Annotated in this window: 18 protein-coding genes and 2 tRNA genes; 2 read left to right on the top strand and 18 right to left on the bottom strand. The window is 63.0% G+C overall.

Features of this window, described 5'->3' with window-relative positions; translation table 11 throughout:
- Nucleotides 1–428 precede the first annotated feature (428 nt).
- From SB764_RS27730 to SB764_RS27655, 16 genes are all read right to left on the bottom strand, one after another.
- Nucleotides 429–1,367, bottom strand: coding sequence for a DMT family transporter (locus SB764_RS27730; protein WP_065060338.1), 939 nt, complete (start codon nucleotides 1,365–1,367; stop codon nucleotides 429–431).
- 231 nt (nucleotides 1,368–1,598) lie between these two features.
- Nucleotides 1,599–1,675: transfer RNA gene (locus SB764_RS27725), tRNA-Pro, on the bottom strand.
- A 112-nt stretch (nucleotides 1,676–1,787) separates the two neighbouring features.
- Complete coding sequence (locus SB764_RS27720; RefSeq protein WP_065060339.1) at nucleotides 1,788–2,177, bottom strand: MerR family transcriptional regulator; 390 nt, start codon at nucleotides 2,175–2,177, stop codon at nucleotides 1,788–1,790.
- 129 nt (nucleotides 2,178–2,306) lie between these two features.
- Nucleotides 2,307–2,717 carry an integration host factor subunit alpha gene (locus SB764_RS27715; protein WP_065060340.1) on the bottom strand — a complete coding sequence of 137 codons (411 nt, stop codon included), beginning with the start codon at nucleotides 2,715–2,717 and terminating at the stop codon, nucleotides 2,307–2,309.
- An 81-nt stretch (nucleotides 2,718–2,798) separates the two neighbouring features.
- Complete coding sequence (gene pheT, locus SB764_RS27710) at nucleotides 2,799–5,255, bottom strand: phenylalanine--tRNA ligase subunit beta (protein ID WP_321892049.1); 2,457 nt, start codon at nucleotides 5,253–5,255, stop codon at nucleotides 2,799–2,801.
- A gap of 117 nt (nucleotides 5,256–5,372) precedes the next feature.
- Nucleotides 5,373–6,386, bottom strand: a complete 1,014-nt coding sequence (pheS, locus tag SB764_RS27705) for a phenylalanine--tRNA ligase subunit alpha (RefSeq protein ID WP_065060342.1) — start codon at nucleotides 6,384–6,386, stop codon at nucleotides 5,373–5,375.
- A gap of 268 nt (nucleotides 6,387–6,654) precedes the next feature.
- The gene (gene rplT / locus SB764_RS27700; protein ID WP_004192938.1) at nucleotides 6,655–7,014 is read right to left on the bottom strand and encodes a 50S ribosomal protein L20; all 360 of its coding nucleotides are present in this window, start codon (nucleotides 7,012–7,014) and stop codon (nucleotides 6,655–6,657) included.
- A 30-nt stretch (nucleotides 7,015–7,044) separates the two neighbouring features.
- Nucleotides 7,045–7,242 (bottom strand): 50S ribosomal protein L35, encoded by a 198-nt coding sequence (gene rpmI / locus SB764_RS27695; RefSeq protein WP_027793434.1) that lies wholly within the window; start codon nucleotides 7,240–7,242, stop codon nucleotides 7,045–7,047.
- A gap of 319 nt (nucleotides 7,243–7,561) precedes the next feature.
- Complete coding sequence (infC, locus tag SB764_RS27690; RefSeq protein WP_074987823.1) at nucleotides 7,562–8,083, bottom strand: translation initiation factor IF-3; 522 nt, start codon at nucleotides 8,081–8,083, stop codon at nucleotides 7,562–7,564.
- A gap of 50 nt (nucleotides 8,084–8,133) precedes the next feature.
- The gene (gene thrS, locus SB764_RS27685) at nucleotides 8,134–10,041 is read right to left on the bottom strand and encodes a threonine--tRNA ligase (RefSeq protein ID WP_065060344.1); all 1,908 of its coding nucleotides are present in this window, start codon (nucleotides 10,039–10,041) and stop codon (nucleotides 8,134–8,136) included.
- Nucleotides 10,042–10,312: 271 nt separating this feature from the next.
- A tRNA-Val gene (locus tag SB764_RS27680) sits at nucleotides 10,313–10,389 on the bottom strand.
- Nucleotides 10,390–10,500: 111 nt separating this feature from the next.
- Nucleotides 10,501–12,762, bottom strand: coding sequence for a RelA/SpoT family protein (locus tag SB764_RS27675; protein WP_074987824.1), 2,262 nt, complete (start codon nucleotides 12,760–12,762; stop codon nucleotides 10,501–10,503).
- Between the two features lie 121 nt (nucleotides 12,763–12,883).
- Nucleotides 12,884–13,237, bottom strand: a complete 354-nt coding sequence (locus tag SB764_RS27670) for a RidA family protein (protein ID WP_321856435.1) — start codon at nucleotides 13,235–13,237, stop codon at nucleotides 12,884–12,886.
- A gap of 71 nt (nucleotides 13,238–13,308) precedes the next feature.
- The gene (locus SB764_RS27665; protein WP_124261169.1) at nucleotides 13,309–14,202 is read right to left on the bottom strand and encodes an alpha/beta fold hydrolase; all 894 of its coding nucleotides are present in this window, start codon (nucleotides 14,200–14,202) and stop codon (nucleotides 13,309–13,311) included.
- A gap of 301 nt (nucleotides 14,203–14,503) precedes the next feature.
- A complete protein-coding gene (locus SB764_RS27660; RefSeq protein ID WP_074987826.1) occupies nucleotides 14,504–15,145 on the bottom strand; it encodes a CoA transferase subunit B in 642 nt (213 codons plus the stop codon).
- Nucleotides 15,146–15,160: 15 nt separating this feature from the next.
- Nucleotides 15,161–15,868, bottom strand: coding sequence for a CoA transferase subunit A (locus SB764_RS27655; RefSeq protein WP_065060349.1), 708 nt, complete (start codon nucleotides 15,866–15,868; stop codon nucleotides 15,161–15,163).
- 239 nt (nucleotides 15,869–16,107) lie between these two features.
- On the opposite strand from SB764_RS27655, the gene SB764_RS27650 reads away from it, so the two are divergent.
- Nucleotides 16,108–16,674: a LuxR C-terminal-related transcriptional regulator gene (locus SB764_RS27650; protein ID WP_110328229.1), complete on the top strand. Its 567-nt coding sequence runs from the start codon at nucleotides 16,108–16,110 to the stop codon at nucleotides 16,672–16,674.
- 75 nt (nucleotides 16,675–16,749) lie between these two features.
- Here SB764_RS27650 and SB764_RS27645 read toward each other — a convergent pair whose 3' ends face one another.
- Both SB764_RS27645 and SB764_RS27640 read right to left on the bottom strand, forming a co-directional pair.
- A complete protein-coding gene (locus SB764_RS27645; protein WP_065060351.1) occupies nucleotides 16,750–17,190 on the bottom strand; it encodes an acyl-CoA thioesterase in 441 nt (146 codons plus the stop codon).
- Nucleotides 17,191–17,286: 96 nt separating this feature from the next.
- A complete protein-coding gene (locus SB764_RS27640) occupies nucleotides 17,287–18,066 on the bottom strand; it encodes an SDR family oxidoreductase (RefSeq protein WP_110328228.1) in 780 nt (259 codons plus the stop codon).
- A 176-nt stretch (nucleotides 18,067–18,242) separates the two neighbouring features.
- Here SB764_RS27640 and SB764_RS27635 point away from each other — a divergent pair.
- The coding region (locus SB764_RS27635) for an FAD-dependent oxidoreductase (protein ID WP_410865807.1) at nucleotides 18,243–18,415 on the top strand (173 nt) is incomplete at its 3' end.

Genomic DNA, 18,415 nt, shown 5'->3' with positions numbered 1-18,415 from the left:
CTCCCTGAACCGCTGACTTCCGGCGCTGACGTCTGCCCGATCCCCGCGCGAGGATGCGAACGTCGTCGCCCTGTGAACTGGCTTGAGCCCATCGCTGCGCGCAAGTTCGGTCGTTTGCAAATGAACTTTCTGCGCAGTGTCGCCAGTTTAGTCGCGAATTTATGATCGTGCTCACAGCGAGCGCGCGCAATCATGCACACGCTGACTGAATGCTTTCAGCGATATTCATGGCGCCTGCAAGCGGTGCGCGCAGGTCGACCGGGACGGCCTCGCATTCAGCGAACGGCTTGACGGAATGAGCGTGGAGATGTGAAACGCGGATCGTCGCGGCGGGTGCCGCGGAACGATCCGGCAGAAGAACGATGATCGTTGCGAACGCAACGATCATCGAGAACGGAGAAACCTGGGCGTGCGCGAGCGGCTGGCGGCTAGTGCTTCGCGCTGGCGCGATGCTCGCGCGCGCCCATGCCGGGCAGGCGCTTGATAAAACCCGTGGCGAGCGCGGTGCCGCAAAGAATCGCCACGCACGCCTCGACCATGCCGATCGACACGTGCTCGCCGAGAAACAGCGCGCCCCACAGAATGCCGAACACCGGAATCACGAACGTGACGGTGATCGTGCGCGCCGGACCGATCGCCGCGATCAAACGGAAGAACAGCAGATACGCGAGGCCCGTGCAGGCGACGCCGAGGCCGAGCGTCGCGCCCCACGCGTGCATCGACACGGCCGCATGCGGCCAGGTGGCAATCGCGAACGGCGTGAGGATGAGCGTGGCGGCCGTCATCGTGCCGGCTGCCACCGTGAGCGGATCGACGCCCGTGAGGTGGCGCTTCGTATAGCTCGCTGCCACGCCGTAGAGCGCCGACGCGGTCAGCGCCGCGCCCGCCGCGAGCAGCGTCGACGTCGTGCTCGCGCCATCGCCCGCATGCGTGACGATCTGGTCCCAGACCAGCGCGAGCACGCCGAGGAAACCGATCACGAGTCCGGCCACGCGCAAACCGCTCAAACGATCCTTCAGCCAGAAGTACGCGACGATCGCGCCAAACAGCGGCGTGGTCGCGTTGATCACCGAAGTCACACCCGCGGAGAGCGTCAGCTCGGCCCATGCGAACAGACAGAACGGCGCAGCCGAATTGAAGAAGCCGACCACAAGCAGCGGCCAGGCGCGCTCGCGCAGCGCGCCGAGCGCCTCGCGCGGCGAACGTCGCGAGAACAGCACGAGCAGCAGAAACAGCGCGCCGATCCCCACGCGCAGCGCCATCAGCGGCGCCACACCGAGATCCGTCACGCCGACGCGGATAAAGAGAAACGAGCCGCCCCACAATGCGGCGAGAAAGACGAGCTGGGCGAGTTCGATCGGATTCATGGAGGCGGCGAGGTCGATGATGTGCGGTTGCGCTGCGACCAGGCGTCGCGCGCGATGCGCTAATCGTAAGGGTCCGGACAGGTCCCTCATAGCGAATCATTCTCACCGATATGTGAGAAAAATTAACAGCCGATTCTTGCTCACATCATTTGCGCACATCTTCATTGCGAAAACCGCGCGCCAAAAGAAAAAGGACCTACGGTTTTCACCGTAAGTCCTTTTTCAACTTCCTGGTCGGGGCGAGAGGATTTGAACCTCCGACCACCTGCACCCCATGCAGGTACGCTACCAGGCTGCGCTACGCCCCGAGAGCTAGAGAGTATAACAGACCCTTTTCCCAATTAGAACTGTCTGTCGTGCAATTCGTCGGAAAAGACGCTGCGGGAAAACTCACCGCCGTTCAGGTCCATTCACATCCCTTCATCGACCAAGCACATCGAGCACATGCAGCAAGGCCTTGCGCAACTGATCGACATCGACGCTCGCCATATTGCCTTCGCTCACCGGCGCGTCATTGGCTTCGGGTTCGCCGCTCGCGGCGCCATGCGAATCGAGACGATTGCGCGCACCGTTGATCGTGAAGCCCTGTTCGTAGAGCAATTCGCGAATGCGGCGGATCAGCAAGACCTCGTGATGCTGGTAGTAGCGGCGATTACCGCGCCGCTTCACCGGCTTCAACTGCGTGAACTCCTGCTCCCAATATCGCAGCACATGGGGCTTCACGCCGCAGAGCTCGCTCACTTCGCCGATCGTGAAGTAGCGCTTGGCGGGAATCGGAGGCAAGACGACCTTTTCGATTGTCGATGTCATCGCCGGGTTGCCGTCGTGGTGGTTGCGCAAATTGGCGTCGCCGCCAGGGTCCGTAGTATCCAGTCACGCCCGCCGCTGTGCCACCCGTGCGGGCGCGCGCGGGATGACCCGCGCATGCGTTGATCTCGCTTAACGCGGGAAGCTTGCCTCAGCGCCGCTCTCGACCAGCGCCTTGAGCTTCTGGCTCGCGTGGAACGTGACGACGCGGCGTGCCGCGATAGGAATCGCCTCGCCCGTTTTCGGGTTGCGGCCAGGACGCTGCGGCTTGTCGCGCAGCTGGAAATTGCCGAAGCCCGAGAGCTTCACGCTGTCGCCGCCTTCGAGCGCGTCGCGAATCACTTCGAAGAACGCTTCGACCATGTCCTTCGCTTCGCGCTTGTTGAGTCCGACGTTGTCGAACAGCAGCTCTGCGAGTTCGGCCTTGGTCAGCGTGGGCGTGTCGTTCGTGGCGCTTGCCGACGAGGCAGGAATGTCGCGAATCATGGCGCTACGCTGTGCCGCAAGAAGGGCTTCGAAATCACTCGAGTTCATTTCGTTCATCTATCTTTGAAATGGCGCGCTTCCGGTTGCGATGACACTGCAGACCGGAAGCGATTGTCGGTACGTGATGAGCCGTGGAGCTTATCCGCGCAACCGGGCGCCAAACACTCGAGCCAGGCGATCCACCAGGGACTTGATGGCCGCGTCGACCGTCTCGTCCTGAAGAGTTCCGCCAGTATCTTGCAGGGTCACCCGGAAGGCAAGGCTTTTCTCGTCCGCGCCAAGTCCGGAAGTATTTGATTTTGCACGAAATTCATCGAACAGCGCAACCCTCTGCACAATCCGTGCGGGCTCGTCCTGCATGCCCTTGCGGAACTCGTCCAGCAGTGCTTGCACCTCAATCTTTTGATCCACGACAAGTGCGATATCGCGTCGCACCGGCGGGAACTTCGAGACTTCGGTCGGTGCGGGCAGCTCGCGCGCCATCAGCGCGTCGGCTTCCACTTCGAAGAGGATCGGTGCGTGCGGCAGATCGTACTTCTGCATCCAGCGCGGATGCAGCTCGCCGATCCAGCCCACGGCGCGACCATCGACTTCCACGCGCGCGCTGCGTCCCGGATGCAGCGCCGGATGCTCGGCCTTCACGAAACGCGGCGTTTTCGTGGCGCCGAGGCCCGCGAACAGCGCTTCGAGATCGCCCTTCATGTCGAAAAAGTCAACGCCGCGCGTTTGCGCGCCCCACTGCTCTTCGAGCGCCGGACCATACGCGAGCGCGCCGATCATCTTCGGCTGCGCGAAGCCTTCGACCGTCATTTCGCTGGCCTTGATCGACGCATCGCTCAGGAACACGCGGCCCGCCTCGAACACGCGCACGCGATCCGCGCGGCGGTTGAGGTTGTGGCGCAGCACGTTGATGAGGCTGCCGAACAGCGTCGTGCGCATCACCGAGAGCTGGCTCGCGATCGGGTTCAGCAGCTTCACGGGCTTGTCGTTACCGGCGAAATCGAGCTCCCACTCGGCATCGACGAAGCTGAAGTTGATCGTTTCCGCGTAGTCGCGCGCGGCGAGCGCGTGACGGATCGTGTGAATCGAACGGCGCGTTTCGTGGGTCGCGCGCATTTCGCTGCGCGCCACCGGCGGCAGCGCCGGAATCTTTTCCACGCCGTAGATACGCGCGACTTCTTCGATCAGATCTTCCTCGATCTCGATGTCGAAACGGTACGGCGGCGGCGTGACGCTGAACGATTCTTCGCCTGCGGCGTCGACGCTGCGCTCGAACGTGAGGCCAAGACGCGTGAAGATCTGCGCGATTTCATCGGCGCCAATCTTCACGCCGATGATGCGGTTCGCGCGCGCGACACGCATCGTCACGGCCGCGCGCTGCGGCACGTTCACGGTTTGATCGTCGACCGGACCGGCTTCGCCGCCGCAGATGTCGAGGATCAGTTGCGTGATGCGTTCGATGTGTTCGACGGTCGTCGACCAGTCCACGCCGCGCTCGAAACGATGGCCCGCATCGGTCGAGAAGTTGTAGCGGCGCGAGCGGCCACGAATGGCATCCGGCCACCAGAAAGCGGCTTCCAGATAGATGTTTTTCGTGTCGAGCGTGACCGCCGTGCTGTCGCCGCCCATGATGCCCGCGAGGCTTTCGATCTCGCGTTCGTCGGCGATCACGCCCACGGTTTCATCGACTTCGACCGTGTTGCCGTTGAGCAGCTTGAGCGACTCGCCCTTCTTGCCCCAGCGCACGTCCATCGAGCCGTGGATCTTGTCGAGATCGAACACGTGCGACGGGCGGCCGAGTTCGAGCATCACGTAGTTCGAGATGTCGACGAGCGCCGAGATGCTGCGCTGACCCGAGCGTTCGAGGCGCGCGACCATCCATGCGGGCGTCTGCGCGCGCGCATTCACGCCGCGAATCACGCGGCCCGAGAAGCGGCCGCACAGATCGGGCGCCGAGATCTTCACGGGCAGCGTTTCGTTGAGTTTGACTTCGACCTTCGGATACACGGGCGCTTGCAGCGGCGCGCCGGTAATCGCGGCGGTTTCGCGCGCGACGCCGTACACCGAGAGGCAATCGGCCTTGTTCGGCGTGAGCTTGATTTCGAAGATGATGTCGTCGAGATTGAGCGCTTCGCGGATGTCCTGGCCGATCGGCGTGGCTTCCGGCAGGATCATCAGGCCGCTGTGGTCTTCCGAGAGCTTGAGCTCGCGCGCCGAGCACAGCATGCCCTGGCTTTCCACGCCGCGCAGCTTCGAAAGCTTGATCGCGAACGGCTTGCCGCCTTCTTCGGCGGGCGGCAGTTCCGCGCCGACGAGCGCCACGGGCACCTTGATGCCGGGCGCCACGTTGGGCGCGCCACAGACGATCTGCAGCGTCGCGCCGGTGCCGGCGTCGACCTGACAGACGTTGAGCTTGTCCGCGTCCGGGTGCTTCACGACTTCGAGCACGCGACCCACGACGATCTTCGTGGTGGGCGGCGCGGCCGGGCTCAGGCCTTCGACTTCGAGGCCCGCCATCGTGAGCGCGTGGGCGAGTTCATCGGTCGTGAGCTTCGGATCGACAAAGCTTCTCAGCCAGGATTCGGGAAATAGCATGGGGTTTTACGTTCCAGACAGATTGTGACCACTGCGAAGCGGGTTCTCGCGCACCTTTTGCGGTGCCGCGTCCGCTTCGCGCGCTGCTAATGCGTGCTTCTGCGTGCTTGCGCGTACTCAGGCGAACTGGCGCAGGAAGCGCAGATCGCCTTCGAAGAACAGACGCAGATCCTGCACGCCGTAACGCAGCATCGTCAGGCGTTCGAGGCCGCTGCCGAACGCGAAGCCGATGTAGCGCTCCGGGTCGAGACCCATGTTGCGGATCACGGTCGGATGCACCTGGCCCGAGCCGGAAATTTCGAGCCACTTGCCCGCGTTCTTGCCGTGCTCGAACATCATGTCGATTTCCGCCGACGGCTCGGTGAACGGGAAGTACGACGGGCGGAAACGCACCTGAATGTCGTCACGCTCGAAGAACTTCTTGAGGAAGTCGCTGTAGACGCCCTTCAGGTCCGCGAAGCTGATGTTCTCTTCGATCCACAGGCCTTCGACCTGGTTGAACATCGGCGAGTGCGTGGCGTCGCTGTCCACGCGATACGTGCGGCCCGGCACGATCACCTTGATCGGCGGCGTGTGCGTGCGCGCGTAGCGCACCTGCATCGGGCTCGTGTGCGTGCGCAGCAGCAGCTGACGGCCATCGGCGTCCTTGCCGTCCACGTAGAACGTGTCCTGCATCGAACGCGCCGGATGGTTTTCCGGGCTGTTGAGCGACGTGAAGTTGTACCAGTCGGTCTCGATCTCGGGACCGTCGGCCACATCGAAGCCGATCGAGCCGAAGATCTGCTCGACGCGTTCCCACGTCTGCATGACCGGATGCAGGCTGCCCGTGCCGGCGCCGCGGCCCGGCAGCGTGACGTCGATCGCCTCGGCGGCGAGACGCTGGTTGAGCAGCGCGTCGGCGAGCGCCTGGCGGCGGGCGTTGAGCGCCGCCTCGACCTGCTGCTTGACGGCGTTGATGCGCGCGCCCTCGGTCTTGCGCGTTTCCGGGTCGAGCTTGCCGAGGCCCTTGAGCAGTTCGGTCAGCGCGCCCGACTTGCCGAGAAAGCGAGCCTTTTCGTTTTCAAGCGTGTTGACGTCGGGGGCGGAAGCGAAGGCGCGTTGCGCGTCGGCGACAATCTGGTCCAGATCCATTGATCCCATCTTTTCAGCGTCAGTGTTTGAGACTTGGAGCAGCGTGGCACGTTGCCGTCCGCCATGATGACCCACGCGAACGACGACATGACGACACTGCCAGAAGCGGCGCCGTACCCGGCACTTGAACAGCACGTAAAGCACAGCACTTGAAGCGCGCAGGAAGCGCTTCACCAACAAAAACGGGGCTCGGTGAGGAGCCCCGTTTTTGTTGCAGCATCACCGAAACGACCGGACGCTGCTGCAACGAACCTGCGCAATACCCGACTTAGGCAGCGACGGCGGCCTTCACCTGCTTGACGATCGCAGCAAATGCAGCCTTGTCGAACACAGCCATGTCAGCCAGGACCTTACGGTCGAGTTCGATCGAAGCCTTCTTCAGGCCGTTGATGAACACGCTGTAGGTCATGTCGTGCTGACGCACCGCTGCATTGATACGCGTGATCCACAGTGCGCGGAACACACGCTTCTTGTTGCGGCGATCGCGATAGGCGTACTGGCCTGCGCGCATGACCGCCTGCTTGGCGATGCGATAGACGTTATTGCGACGGCCGCGGTAACCCTTGGCCAGGTTGATGATCTTCTTGTGGCGGGCCCGTGCGGTAACCCCACGTTTGACTCGAGGCATGAGTAGCTCCTTTGAGTTGTCGGTTGAGGATTACGCGAACGGCAGCATTGCGCGCACGGACTTCAGATCGGAATCATGAACGGCCGTTGCACCACGCAGATGACGCTTGTTCTTGGTGGTCTTCTTGGTCAGGATGTGACGCTTGAAGGCTTGACCGCGCTTGACGGTACCACCCGGACGAACCACGAAGCGCTTTGCGGCGCTCTTCTTGGTCTTCATCTTGGGCATGAAAAACTCCATTTATTTGATGGACATGGGTGTGCGGCTGGCTCCCACGCGCGCTTCGAATATTTCGAACACCTCGCGTTTCGCCCTTATACCGCCCTTCGAAACCCACTCCACTTGTTTTGGCAGCTGGCCGGCTTTCAACAAACAAGCTCGCCGCCGCTTTCAGGAAAAACGCCCGTTTACCGCACTTTCGCGCGGCGCGCGGGCGCCATTCCGGAACCTGCTTCCCGTGCTTCACGCCACGTGGCGCGCTACACGTCCTACCAAACTCTTCGGGCCGCCGCGCTCTGCCGTAACACGACCGACACGCGGCAACACCTTACTTCTTCTTCTTCGGCGAGAGCACCATGATCATCTGGCGCCCTTCCATCTTCGGCATCTGCTCGACCTGGCCGACTTCTTCGAGGTCCGTGCGCAGACGCTCGAGCACGCGCATGCCGATTTCCTGGTGGGCCATTTCGCGGCCGCGGAAACGCAACGTGATCTTCGTCTTGTCGCCGTCTTCGAGGAAGCGGACGAGATTGCGCAGCTTGACGTTGTAATCGCCGTCATCGGTACCCGGACGGAATTTGACTTCCTTGACCTGGATAACCTTCTGCTTGAGCTTGGCCTCGTGTTGCTTTTTCGCCTCCTGGTATTTGAACTTGCCGTAGTCCATCAGGCGGCACACGGGGGGCACGGCCTGCGGGGCAATTTCAACCAGATCGACGTCCTGTTGTTCCGACATACGGAACGCTTCGGCCAGCTTTACGATGCCGAGCGGCTCGTTGTCGACTCCGACGAGACGCACCTCGGGTGCAGAGATTTCACCGTTGATGCGATGCGACTTATCCGTAGCGATGTTACGTTTCCTCTAAAAATTGAAAAAAACGAGCCGCGCTGCCAGGTGGCTCACTTGAACGACTTGACGTCCTGCGCCAGACGTTCAGCGAATGCGTCGACAGGCATGACACCCAGGTCGACACCGCCACGGGCACGCACGGCTACCGTTTGTGCTTCACGCTCTTTGTCGCCGACAACCAGGAGGTACGGGACCTTCTCAAGCGTGTGCTCGCGTATTTTATAGCTAATTTTCTCATTGCGCAAATCCGCCTGCACTCTAACCCCTTGTTTTTGCAACGATTGGGCTAGATTTGCTGCATATTCGGCCTGACTTTCCGCGATATTCATCACAACGACCTGCATTGGAGCCAGCCAGGACGGCATTGCACCAGCATGGTGCTCGATCAAAATACCGAGGAAACGCTCCATCGAACCGAGGATGGCGCGGTGCAACATGATCGGGCGACGGCGGCTGTTGTCCTCCGCCACGTACTCGGCGCCGAGGCGCTCCGGCAGCACCATGTCGAGCTGCAGCGTGCCGCACTGCCACGAACGGCCGAGCGCATCCTTGATGTGGTACTCGACCTTCGGACCGTAGAACGCGCCCTCGCCCGGCAGCTCTTCCCACGTCAGACCGCACGCCGTCAGCGCTTCGCGCAGGCCTTGCTCGGCGCGATCCCAGATTTCATCCGTGCCCGCGCGCGACTCGGGGCGCAGCGACAGCTTGATGTCGATGTGATCGAACCCGAAATCCTTGTAGACGCTCATCGCGAGCGTGTTGAAGGCGATCGACTCGGCGATGATCTGGTCTTCCGTACAGAAAATGTGCGCGTCGTCCTGGACGAAACCGCGCACGCGCATCAGGCCGTGCAGCGCGCCCGACGCCTCGTTGCGGTGGCACGAGCCGAATTCCGCGTAACGCAGCGGCAGATCGCGGTACGAACGCAAACCATGATTGAACACCTGGACGTGGCCCGGGCAGTTCATCGGCTTGATCGCGTAGTCGCGCTTTTCCGACTCCGTCGTGAACATGTTTTCACGATAGTTCTGCCAGTGACCCGACGCTTCCCACAGCGAGCGGTCCATGATCATCGGCGTCTTGATTTCGTCGTAGCCCGCCACGCGCAGGCGGCCGCGCATGTACTGCTCGACCTGCTGCCAGAGCGTCCAGCCCTTCGGATGCCAGAACACCATGCCCGGCGACTCGTCCTGCATGTGGAACAGGTCGAGCTGCTTGCCGAGCTTGCGGTGGTCGCGCTTTTCGGCCTCTTCGAGATTGTGAAGATAGAGTTCCTGATCTTCCTTCTTCGTCCAGGCCGTGCCGTAGATGCGCTGCAGTTGCTCGTTCTTCGCGTCGCCGCGCCAGTACGCGCCGGCAACCTTCATGAGCTTGAAGACCTTGAGCTTGCCCGTCGACGGCACGTGCGGACCGCGGCACAGGTCGGTGAAACCGCCGTGCGAATACAGCTTGATGTCCTGGTCGCCCGGGATCGACTCGATGATCTCGGCCTTGTACTTCTCGCCGATGCTCTTGAAGTAATCGACCGCGTCGCCACGCGAGACGACGCGGCGCGTGACCTGCTCGTCCTTTTTCGCGAGTTCCTGCATGCGCTTTTCGATCTTCTCCAGATCTTCGGGCGTGAAGGGACGGCTGTAGGCGAAGTCGTAGTAGAAACCGTTGTCGATCACCGGTCCGATCGTGACCTGCGCTTCCGGGAACAGCTCCTTGACCGCATACGCCAGCAAGTGCGCGGTGGAGTGACGGATGATGTCGAGGCCGTCGGCATCCTTGTCGGTGACGATGGACAGCGATGCGTCGTGATCGATCAGCGTCGACGTGTCGACCAGTTCACCGTCGAGCTTGCCGCCGAGCGCCGCTTTGGCGAGGCCGGCGCCAATCGAAGCCGCCACTTCGGCGACCGTGACGGGATGATCGTACTGTCGAACCGACCCGTCGGGCAGACGTATCGCAACCATGTTTTTCTCCAGCTGTGCCTCGACGGCACATCGTATTCGTGGGAACAGACCCGCGCAAATCTCGCGGCGAAAAAAAATGCGGCCCCGCTTTCGAGGGGCCGCATTCACTTTTCAAACCAGATTGCAGGGCGAAAGAGGTCCTCGACTAGCGTCGCTCCGAAGTAGTTTCGGTAAACGTTCGCGATGTCATAACCGTATTCGCCTTGAGCGCAGAGCGCTTGTACTGCCTTGAAGCCCCGGCAACTACCACCTGCCGCAACTTCGATTTCGTTGGTAGGCTCGATTGGACTCGAACCAACGACCCCCACCATGTCAAGGTGGTGCTCTAACCAGCTGAGCTACGAGCCTGAAGAAGCAAGACTATATAACGTTTTCACGGAGCTGGCAAGTGCTTTTTTGCGTTGCGGCATTAGCGGGCACGCTCGGGGCAATCAGTGAAAACCATTGATCAAATGCGGATCAACTCCGCCGCGACGCCCGCACCACCCCCGCCACCTCGCCCAGCACGACGCAGGCGCGCTGGATCTGCGCCGAATTCGACACCTCGACCGTGAACTGCATATACGCCGCGTTACGACGCGACTGCGTCTTCACGCCGATCACGTTCATCTTCTCGCGCGCGAACACTTCGGAGATGTCGCGCAGCAAGCCTTGCCGGTCGGTGGCCTCGATCGAGATGTCGACCGGATAGACCGACTGGCCGCGCCCGCCCATCACGTCGGCGGACCACGTGGTTTGCAGCACGCGCTCGGGCGCACGGCGCGCCATGCGGATGAACGTCGGGCAGTCGCTGCGGTGAATCGACATGCCCTTGCCGCGCGTGACGAAACCGCTGATTTCGTCGGGCGGCGCGGGACGGCAGCAGCGCGCGAGCTGCGTGAGCAGCGCATCCACGCCCACGACCAGCACGCCCGACGATCCGCCGTGCGCGACGTTCGCGCCGCTTGCGCGCTTGGTGAGCTGTTCGGGCGTTTCCTCTTCGGGCTCCGCGACCGGCGCGTCGCTCAGCGCATGCTCGACGTGGCGCAGGCTGAACTCTTCCTTGCCGACCACGCTGAAGAATTCGTCGGTCGACTTGAAGCCGAGTTTCGCGGCGAGCTGGTCGAGATTGACCGACGTGCGCCCTTCGCGCTGCAGCGTTTTTTCGACCATCGCGCGACCATTCGCGATGTTTTCCTGCGCCTCGATCGCGTTGAACCACGCGCGCACCTTCTGGCGCGCGCGGTTGCTGTGCAGATAGCCAAGTTGAGGATTGAGCCAGTCGCGCGACGGGCCGCCCTCCTTCACCGACACGATCTCGACGGTCTGGCCGTTCTGCAACTGCGTATTGAGCGGCACCATCGCGCCGTCGACGCGCGCGCCGCGGCAGCGATGGCCCAGCTCGCTATGCAGGTGATACGCGAAGTCGAGCGGCGTGGCGCCTTGCGGCAGCGCGATCACGCGCGCCTGAGGCGTCATCACGTAGATGTGATCGTCGTCGAGCGTGGCCTGACGCAGTTCTTCCCACGGCTGGCGATCGTCGGAGACGTCGTCCTTCCAGGCGAGCAACTGACGCAGCCAGGCGATCTTCTCGTCGTAGCTGCTGCTCGCGCTGAACTGGCCGCCGTAGCCCTTCGTGCCCGCTTCCTTGTAGCGCCAGTGCGCGGCCACGCCGTATTCCGCGAACTGATGCATTTCCTGGGTGCGGATCTGCACTTCGAAGGCGCGCCCGTCGTCGCCGACCACAACCGTATGCAGCGAGCGATACCCATTAGGCTTGGGACGCGAGATGTAGTCGTCGAACTCGCGCGGCACCGGCTGCCAGAGGTTGTGCACGATGCCCAGCACCGTGTAGCAATCCTTGATGTCGCGCACGATCACACGGAAAGCGCGCACATCGTAAAGCTCGGAGAAGTCGATCTCCTTGCCACGCATCTTCTTCCAGATGCTGTAGATGTGCTTGGGCCGCCCGCTCACCTCGGCGTCGATATGCGCGGCGGCCAGTTCGTGTTCCAGCCGGGCGATCGCCTCGGACACATAGCTTTCGCGCTCGACGCGCTTCTCGTCGAGCAGCTTCGCAATGCGCTTGTACGTGACCGGCTCCTTGAAGCGGAACGCGAGGTCTTCGAGTTCCCACTTGAGTTGCCAGATGCCGAGGCGGTTGGCGAGCGGCGCGTAGATCTCGAGCGTTTCGTGCGACACCTCGGGCGCGGGCTGGATCTTCGCCGCCGCGTAGTAGCGCAGCGACTGCAGCCGCGACGCGAGACGGATCAGCACCACGCGGATGTCCTGCGCGAACGCCAGCAGCATCTTGCGCAACGACTCGACCTGCGCGCGCCGCGCGGCCTGCGCGTCGCGGCTTTCGCGGCCCGACTCGGGCGCGGCATTCTGCGCGGCCGCACGCTGACTCACCGAGCCCAGACGCAGGAGCTTGCGCACATCGAAAGTCAACTTGGCGACTTCGGCGCCGAAGCGCGCTTCGAGCGTGCGTTCCGGGTCGTCGAGATGCGGCGCGAGGTTGAAGAGTGCCGCAGCCAGCACCGCCGGCGGATCGACGTTCAAGCGGCTGAGGATCGACGCCGTCCCCTGCGCGTGCTCGATCAGGGGTTCGCCCGTCGAGAGGCGCGCGTCGCCCGCGTGCTCGCGCACGAACGCGAGCGCGTCGTCGAGCGACGGCAGCGCGGCTTGCGCCGCAGAGCCGGCTGGATCGGCGGGGACAGTAGGGATGGTGTCGCTGCTCATGAGGCTGGGCCCGCCGGCGTACCGAACGGGCTTATGACTACAGTAATACGGTCAATCGGACGATACGAAACGCGAGGAATCACCTGGCGAAGCGATCTTCGAAGCGATGATCGCGGCGCACTCAGTCGCGCTGCGCGGCCACCACGACGATTTCAATCAGGCATTCCGGATTGGCGAGCTTCGCTTCGACCGTCGCGCGCGGCGGCGTGGCACCCTGCGGAACCCACTTGTCCCACTCGGCGTTCATGCCCGCGAAATCCTTCATGTCGGCGATATAGAGCTGCACCGACAGCAGCAGCGTCTTGTCGCTGTTCGCTTCGCCCAGCAGGCGGTCGATATGGCCCAGCACTTCGCGCGTCTGGCCAGCGATGTCCTGCTTCGTGTCCTCGGCGATCTGACCCGCGAGATAGACCGTACCGTTGTAAACAGCGGTTTCCGAAAGGCGCGGACCCACGTGGTGACGAATGACTGCCATGTAAATTCCTGTTGAAGTTGAACGTGCCGGGCGCGCCGGATCGGCTCCGGGCGGCGCACGGCTATCTCATATTATGACGCGCTGACCGGCTCCCCGGCGAAGAAACGGCGCGCGATGCCGATCTGGTCGGGCGAGAGGAAGGCCGGCGCATGGCCGACACCCGCGATTTCGACGCTCTCGACGTGCTGACCCTTTTCGACCATTTTCGCGACCGTTTCGCGCGACAGCAGATCGGACAGTTCACCGCGCACGCTCAGTACCGGCCCCTTGAACGCTGCCAGCGAGCGCCACAGGAACTGCTCGCCCTGCTCGTTCTGCTCGGGCGTCACGCCCTTGAACGCCTCGGAAATGCGCGGGTCGTAGCGATAGCGCCATCCACCGTCCACTTCGTGCAACAGCGGCGTGTTGATCTCGCGCCACTCCTCGGCCGTGAGCGGTCCGAACGACGACGCCAGCAGCGCGGCGTTGTCGATCCCTTCCTGCAGCGTTGCGAAGCGCGAGTCGCGCCCGACATACTCGCCGATGCGCTCGAGCGACGCCGGTTCGATATGCGGGCCGATGTCGTTCAGCAGCAGGCGCCCGATGGGCGCGTCGGGCAGGCCTGCGAGCGCCATCCCGATGAGACCGCCCATCGACGTGCCGAACCAGTCGACCTGTTCCACGCCCGTGCGCGCGATCAGCGTCACCATGTCGGCCACATACTGCGCGACGCCATAGCCGCGCGGATCGACGAGCCACGACGACAACCCGCGCCCCACCACGTCCGGACACACGACGCGATACGTACCGCATAGCGCCGCCGCGAGACGATCGAAATCGCGGCTGGAACGCGTGAGGCCGTGCACGCACACAAGCACGCGCGGATTCGCTGGATCGCCCCACTCGGTGTACGCGACGCGGTGCAGCCCCGAGGGGCTGAGGCACTGAACGTACTGCTGACGTGGCACGGCTGACGATTCGGTCATCGCTGGGTCCTCGCTGGAAGTGCCCGAAGGCTCAGGACGAATTCTAAACGGCTTTGCCAGGCGGCATGGACGGCCGCGACGAGCCGCACCCCGGCGTGCTGCCTCCACGCGCCCGGACGGATGCTCCGTCCGACGGTGTGTCGCCGGCCTGACGCGCATGCCGAACGGCCTATGCCATCCGGACGAGGTTTCAGGCACGCGCAAAAGCGCAAGAATGGAATCGTCCAAAACGAAAACGGGCGAGACCGAAGTCCCGCCCGCCACCGTCATGCAAAGTTCCGCTGAGAAAACCGCGCCGCGATCAACCCACCGCGCTCACGTCGAGCGGCGCGCCGGTCTTGGTCTTGATCTCATCTACCGTCACGCCCGGGGCGAGTTCCGTCACCTTCAGGCCGGCGTCGGTCACCTCGATCACGCCGAGGTCGGTAATGATGATGTCGACCACGCCCACACCCGTGAGCGGCAACGTGCATTTGTCCAGAATCTTGTGCTGGTCGCCCTTGGCCACGTGCTCCATCAGCACGACCACGCGCTTGACGCCCGCCACGAGGTCCATTGCGCCGCCCATGCCCTTGATCATCTTGCCGGGGATCATCCAGTTGGCCAGGTCGCCCTTCTCGCTCACCTGCATCGCGCCGAGGATCGCGAGATTGATGTGGCCGCCGCGAATCATCGCGAACGAGTCCGCCGACGAGAAAATCGACGACCCGGGCAGCGTCGTGACCGTCTGCTTGCCCGCGTTGATCATGTCGGCGTCCACCTGTTCTTCGGTCGGGAACGGGCCGATGCCGAGCAGGCCGTTTTCCGATTGCAACCACACTTCCACGCCTTCCGGCACGTGATTGGCCACGAGCGTCGGCAGGCCGATGCCGAGGTTCACGTAGAAGCCGTCCTGCAGTTCCTTCGCCGCGCGCGCGGCCATTTCGTCACGATTCCATGCCATGATCCGTCTCCCTCCTCAGGCGCTCGCCGCGGCGCGCACGGTGCGTTGTTCGATGCGTTTTTCGGGGCTCGCGTTGAGCACGAGGCGCTGCACGAAAATGCCCGGCGTGTGGATCGCGTCCGGATCGAGTTCGCCGTTCTCGACGATCTCTTCCACTTCCACGACCGTGATCTTGCCCGCCATCGCGCACATCGGGTTGAAGTTGCGCGCCGTGCGGCGATAAATGAGGTTGCCCGACTTGTCGGCCTTCCAGGCCTTCACAAGCGCGACGTCCGCCGTCAGCGAATGTTCGAGCACGTAGTGGTTCTCGCCGAACTGGCGCGTTTCCTTGCCCTCGGCGATCAGCGTGCCGTAGCCCGTGTTCGTGAAGAAAGCCGGGATGCCCGCGCCGCCCGCGCGCAGCTTTTCGGCCAGCGTGCCCTGCGGCGTGAATTCGAGTTCGAGTTCGCCCGACAGATACTGGCGCTCGAATTCCTTGTTCTCGCCCACGTACGACGAGATCATCTTCTTGATCTGGCGCGTTTCCAGCAGCAGACCCAGGCCGAAGCCGTCCACGCCCGCATTGTTGCTGATGCAGGTGATGCCCTTCACGCCCGAATCGCGCAGCGCGCCGATCAGCGCCTCGGGAATGCCGCACAGCCCGAAGCCGCCGACCGCGAACGTCTGGCCGTCCTTGACGATGCCTTCGAGCGCGGCAGCCGCGCTTCCATAGACCTTGTTCATCAGTGTGTCCCTTCCTCGAATGGAAATTCGTCGCTACGTTTTGCGTTGTTTCTGTTCGTTCTGCCCGGCACGCGGGCGCAATGCGCGCCCGGATGCCCCATTCTAGTCATCCGCGAGTGGCGTTGCCGTGAATCCGACAGCCTTGCCACCCGGCCCTCCGATGGTTGTGAAGCGTACGCTGGGCGGGCGTTGCGGCACAATACGCAAAACTACATAAAGCCATTCCCGTATCGCACGCCATGCCCGAACCTGCCACGTCCCCCGCCGCGATCGATTACCGGACCGCGTTTCACCTCGCGCCCATCGGGCTCGTGCTCGCGCGCGAGCGCATCATCGAAGACTGCAACGAGGCGCTTTGCGCGATCTTTCGCTGTCCGCGCGAGGCGCTCGTCGGCCAGTCGTTCCTGGTGCTATATCCGTCGGCGGACGAGTTCGAGCGCATCGGCGAGCGCATCCCGCCCATCATGACCGCGCAAGGCAGCTATGCCGACGACCGCATCATGAAACGCGCCAATGGCGAACTGTTCTGGTGCCACGTCACGGGCCGCTCGCTCGACCGGCAGGCGCCGCACGCGGCCGGCGTCTGGACATTCGAGGATTTGAGCGCCACGCGCCGTGTCGCCGTCGAGCTTACGCCGCGCGAGCGCGAAATCGCGGCGCAACTGGTCACGGGCAAGACGAGCAAGCAGATCGGGAGAATTCTCGACATCAGCTCGCGCACGGTGGATGTTTATCGCGCGCGGCTGATGCGCAAGTACGACACCGGCAACGCCACGGAACTGCTGCAGCGGCTGCTCGGGCATTGAGCGGAGGGGGCAGCGGAGAAACGGCGGCGGACGCAGGAGACGCGCCCGCGCGGCGGAGCGTATCAACGCAACGCGTCAGCGCGCCTTGACGAGCGGCGCGTTCTCGATGGTGGCACGCAGATGGTCGGGAATCGGCACCGACTTGCCCGCTTCGTAGTCGATCCACACGCAGCGCGCGTTGCCGCGCGCGTAGAGCGTGTCGGGCTCGTCCACGCGGCGCAGTTCGAAACCGGTGTCGAAGCTGCTGCGTCCTGGCTGGCCCACGGTCATCGTGCAGACAATGTCGCCGGGATAGTGGAGCTGCTTCAGGAATTCCATCGAGGCGTTGACGATGACCGGCCCCTGACGGTTGCCGCCCTCCCGGCTCTCGCCGGCGACGCCGAGCTGTTCGAACCAGGAAATCCGCACCTGTTCCATGTAGCGGAAGTAGACCGTGTTGTTCACATGGCCGAAAGCATCCATGTCGCCCCAACGGATCGGCATGGTCATTTCAAATACGGGGTGGTAATCGCTCATTGCACTTCGACTTCGGGTTACGCAAAAACGCGAGTGTACGATCCGCGACGCATCAGCGCAGCGACATCGCCACCCGCGCGGAAAATGGGAAAGCGCTCAGGTCAGGCCGAAGCCGTCGTCGGCGGTAATGATCGAGCCGTTCATGAACGCGGACTCGTCGGCTGCGAGCAGCAGCAGCAAGCCGTCGAGGTCGGCGGGCGTACCCACGCGATGGCGCGGCAGCATCGAAATCAACTTTTGCCCCTGCTCCGTCGACCAGTGGTGATGGTTGATTTCAGTGTCGATATAACCGGGACAGATCGCGTTGACGTTGATGCCGTGACGCCCCCATTCGAGCGCCATCGACTTCGTCATGTGCACGACGGCGGCCTTGCTGATGGAATACAGGCCGATTTGCGGCAGCACGCTCAGCCCCGCCACCGAAGCAATGTTGATGATGCGGTATGCCGGTTTCGAGCCGCCGCCGTTGCCGCGCATGATCATGCGTTTGGCGACTTCCTGCGCCACGAAAAAGGCGCCGCGCGTGTTGGTATCGAACACGTACTCGAAGTCGGCGGGCGTGACGTCGACGAGTTTCTGCGTGGTGGAAACGCCCGAGTTGTTGACGAGGATGTCGATGGTTCCGGCTTCGGTTTCCGCGTGCGCGACCGCCGATCGAATGCTCTGGTAGTCCGTCACATCGAGCGAAACCACATGGGCGGCACCGCCGTCGGCTTCGATTTCCGCGCGCAATTCCTTGAGCCGCTCCACGCGGCGGCTCGCCAGCACGACTTTCGCCCCTGCCTGCGAGAGCACCTGCGCGAAGCGCTTGCCGAGTCCGCTCGACGCGCCGGTGATCATCGCCACCTTGCCTTCCAGATTGATCGAACGGCCCATTTTCGCTTCCTGTTCAGGGGTAAATAAGTGCCGGAATGCCGCTGCGGCAGCGAGCCGGGCATTCTGGCATAAAATAGAACGGTCGTGCTAATGTAGGCTGATTGGGTTGCGGCTCGCGGAGCGTTCCCCGACAATACGAACCCGAAAAAAGCATTCTAATGGCAAGAGGAGCTTTAATGACCCCCGCAAGTCTTTTGGAGCAATACGGCCCACGCGAGTCGATGGAATACGACGTCGTGGTCGTCGGCGGCGGCCCGGCCGGGCTGTCCGCAGCCATCCGCCTGAAGCAGCTCGCAGCGGAAAAAGGCGTCGAAATCGGCGTATGCGTCCTGGAAAAAGGCTCGGAAAT

Source organism: Paraburkholderia sp. SIMBA_027, from assembly GCF_046535315.1.
GTDB classification, from domain to species: domain Bacteria; phylum Pseudomonadota; class Gammaproteobacteria; order Burkholderiales; family Burkholderiaceae; genus Paraburkholderia; species Paraburkholderia tropica.
Note: the sequence above shows the minus strand (reverse complement) of the source record. Positions and strands in the feature narration are given on the sequence as shown.

Coding starts and splice junctions, on each gene's coding strand:
- SB764_RS27730 (WP_065060338.1), bottom strand. CDS start 1,367: ATGAATCCGATCGAACTCGCCCAGCTCGTCTTTCTCGCCGCATTGTGG.
- SB764_RS27720 (WP_065060339.1), bottom strand. CDS start 2,177: ATGACATCGACAATCGAAAAGGTCGTCTTGCCTCCGATTCCCGCCAAG.
- SB764_RS27715 (WP_065060340.1), bottom strand. CDS start 2,717: ATGAACGAAATGAACTCGAGTGATTTCGAAGCCCTTCTTGCGGCACAG.
- pheT (WP_321892049.1), bottom strand. CDS start 5,255: ATGCTATTTCCCGAATCCTGGCTGAGAAGCTTTGTCGATCCGAAGCTC.
- pheS (WP_065060342.1), bottom strand. CDS start 6,386: ATGGATCTGGACCAGATTGTCGCCGACGCGCAACGCGCCTTCGCTTCC.
- rplT (WP_004192938.1), bottom strand. CDS start 7,014: ATGCCTCGAGTCAAACGTGGGGTTACCGCACGGGCCCGCCACAAGAAG.
- rpmI (WP_027793434.1), bottom strand. CDS start 7,242: ATGCCCAAGATGAAGACCAAGAAGAGCGCCGCAAAGCGCTTCGTGGTT.
- thrS (WP_065060344.1), bottom strand. CDS start 10,041: ATGGTTGCGATACGTCTGCCCGACGGGTCGGTTCGACAGTACGATCAT.
- SB764_RS27675 (WP_074987824.1), bottom strand. CDS start 12,762: ATGAGCAGCGACACCATCCCTACTGTCCCCGCCGATCCAGCCGGCTCT.
- SB764_RS27670 (WP_321856435.1), bottom strand. CDS start 13,237: ATGGCAGTCATTCGTCACCACGTGGGTCCGCGCCTTTCGGAAACCGCT.
- SB764_RS27665 (WP_124261169.1), bottom strand. CDS start 14,202: ATGACCGAATCGTCAGCCGTGCCACGTCAGCAGTACGTTCAGTGCCTC.
- SB764_RS27660 (WP_074987826.1), bottom strand. CDS start 15,145: ATGGCATGGAATCGTGACGAAATGGCCGCGCGCGCGGCGAAGGAACTG.
- SB764_RS27655 (WP_065060349.1), bottom strand. CDS start 15,868: ATGAACAAGGTCTATGGAAGCGCGGCTGCCGCGCTCGAAGGCATCGTC.
- SB764_RS27650 (WP_110328229.1), top strand. CDS start 16,108: ATGCCCGAACCTGCCACGTCCCCCGCCGCGATCGATTACCGGACCGCG.
- SB764_RS27645 (WP_065060351.1), bottom strand. CDS start 17,190: ATGAGCGATTACCACCCCGTATTTGAAATGACCATGCCGATCCGTTGG.
- SB764_RS27640 (WP_110328228.1), bottom strand. CDS start 18,066: ATGGGCCGTTCGATCAATCTGGAAGGCAAGGTGGCGATGATCACCGGC.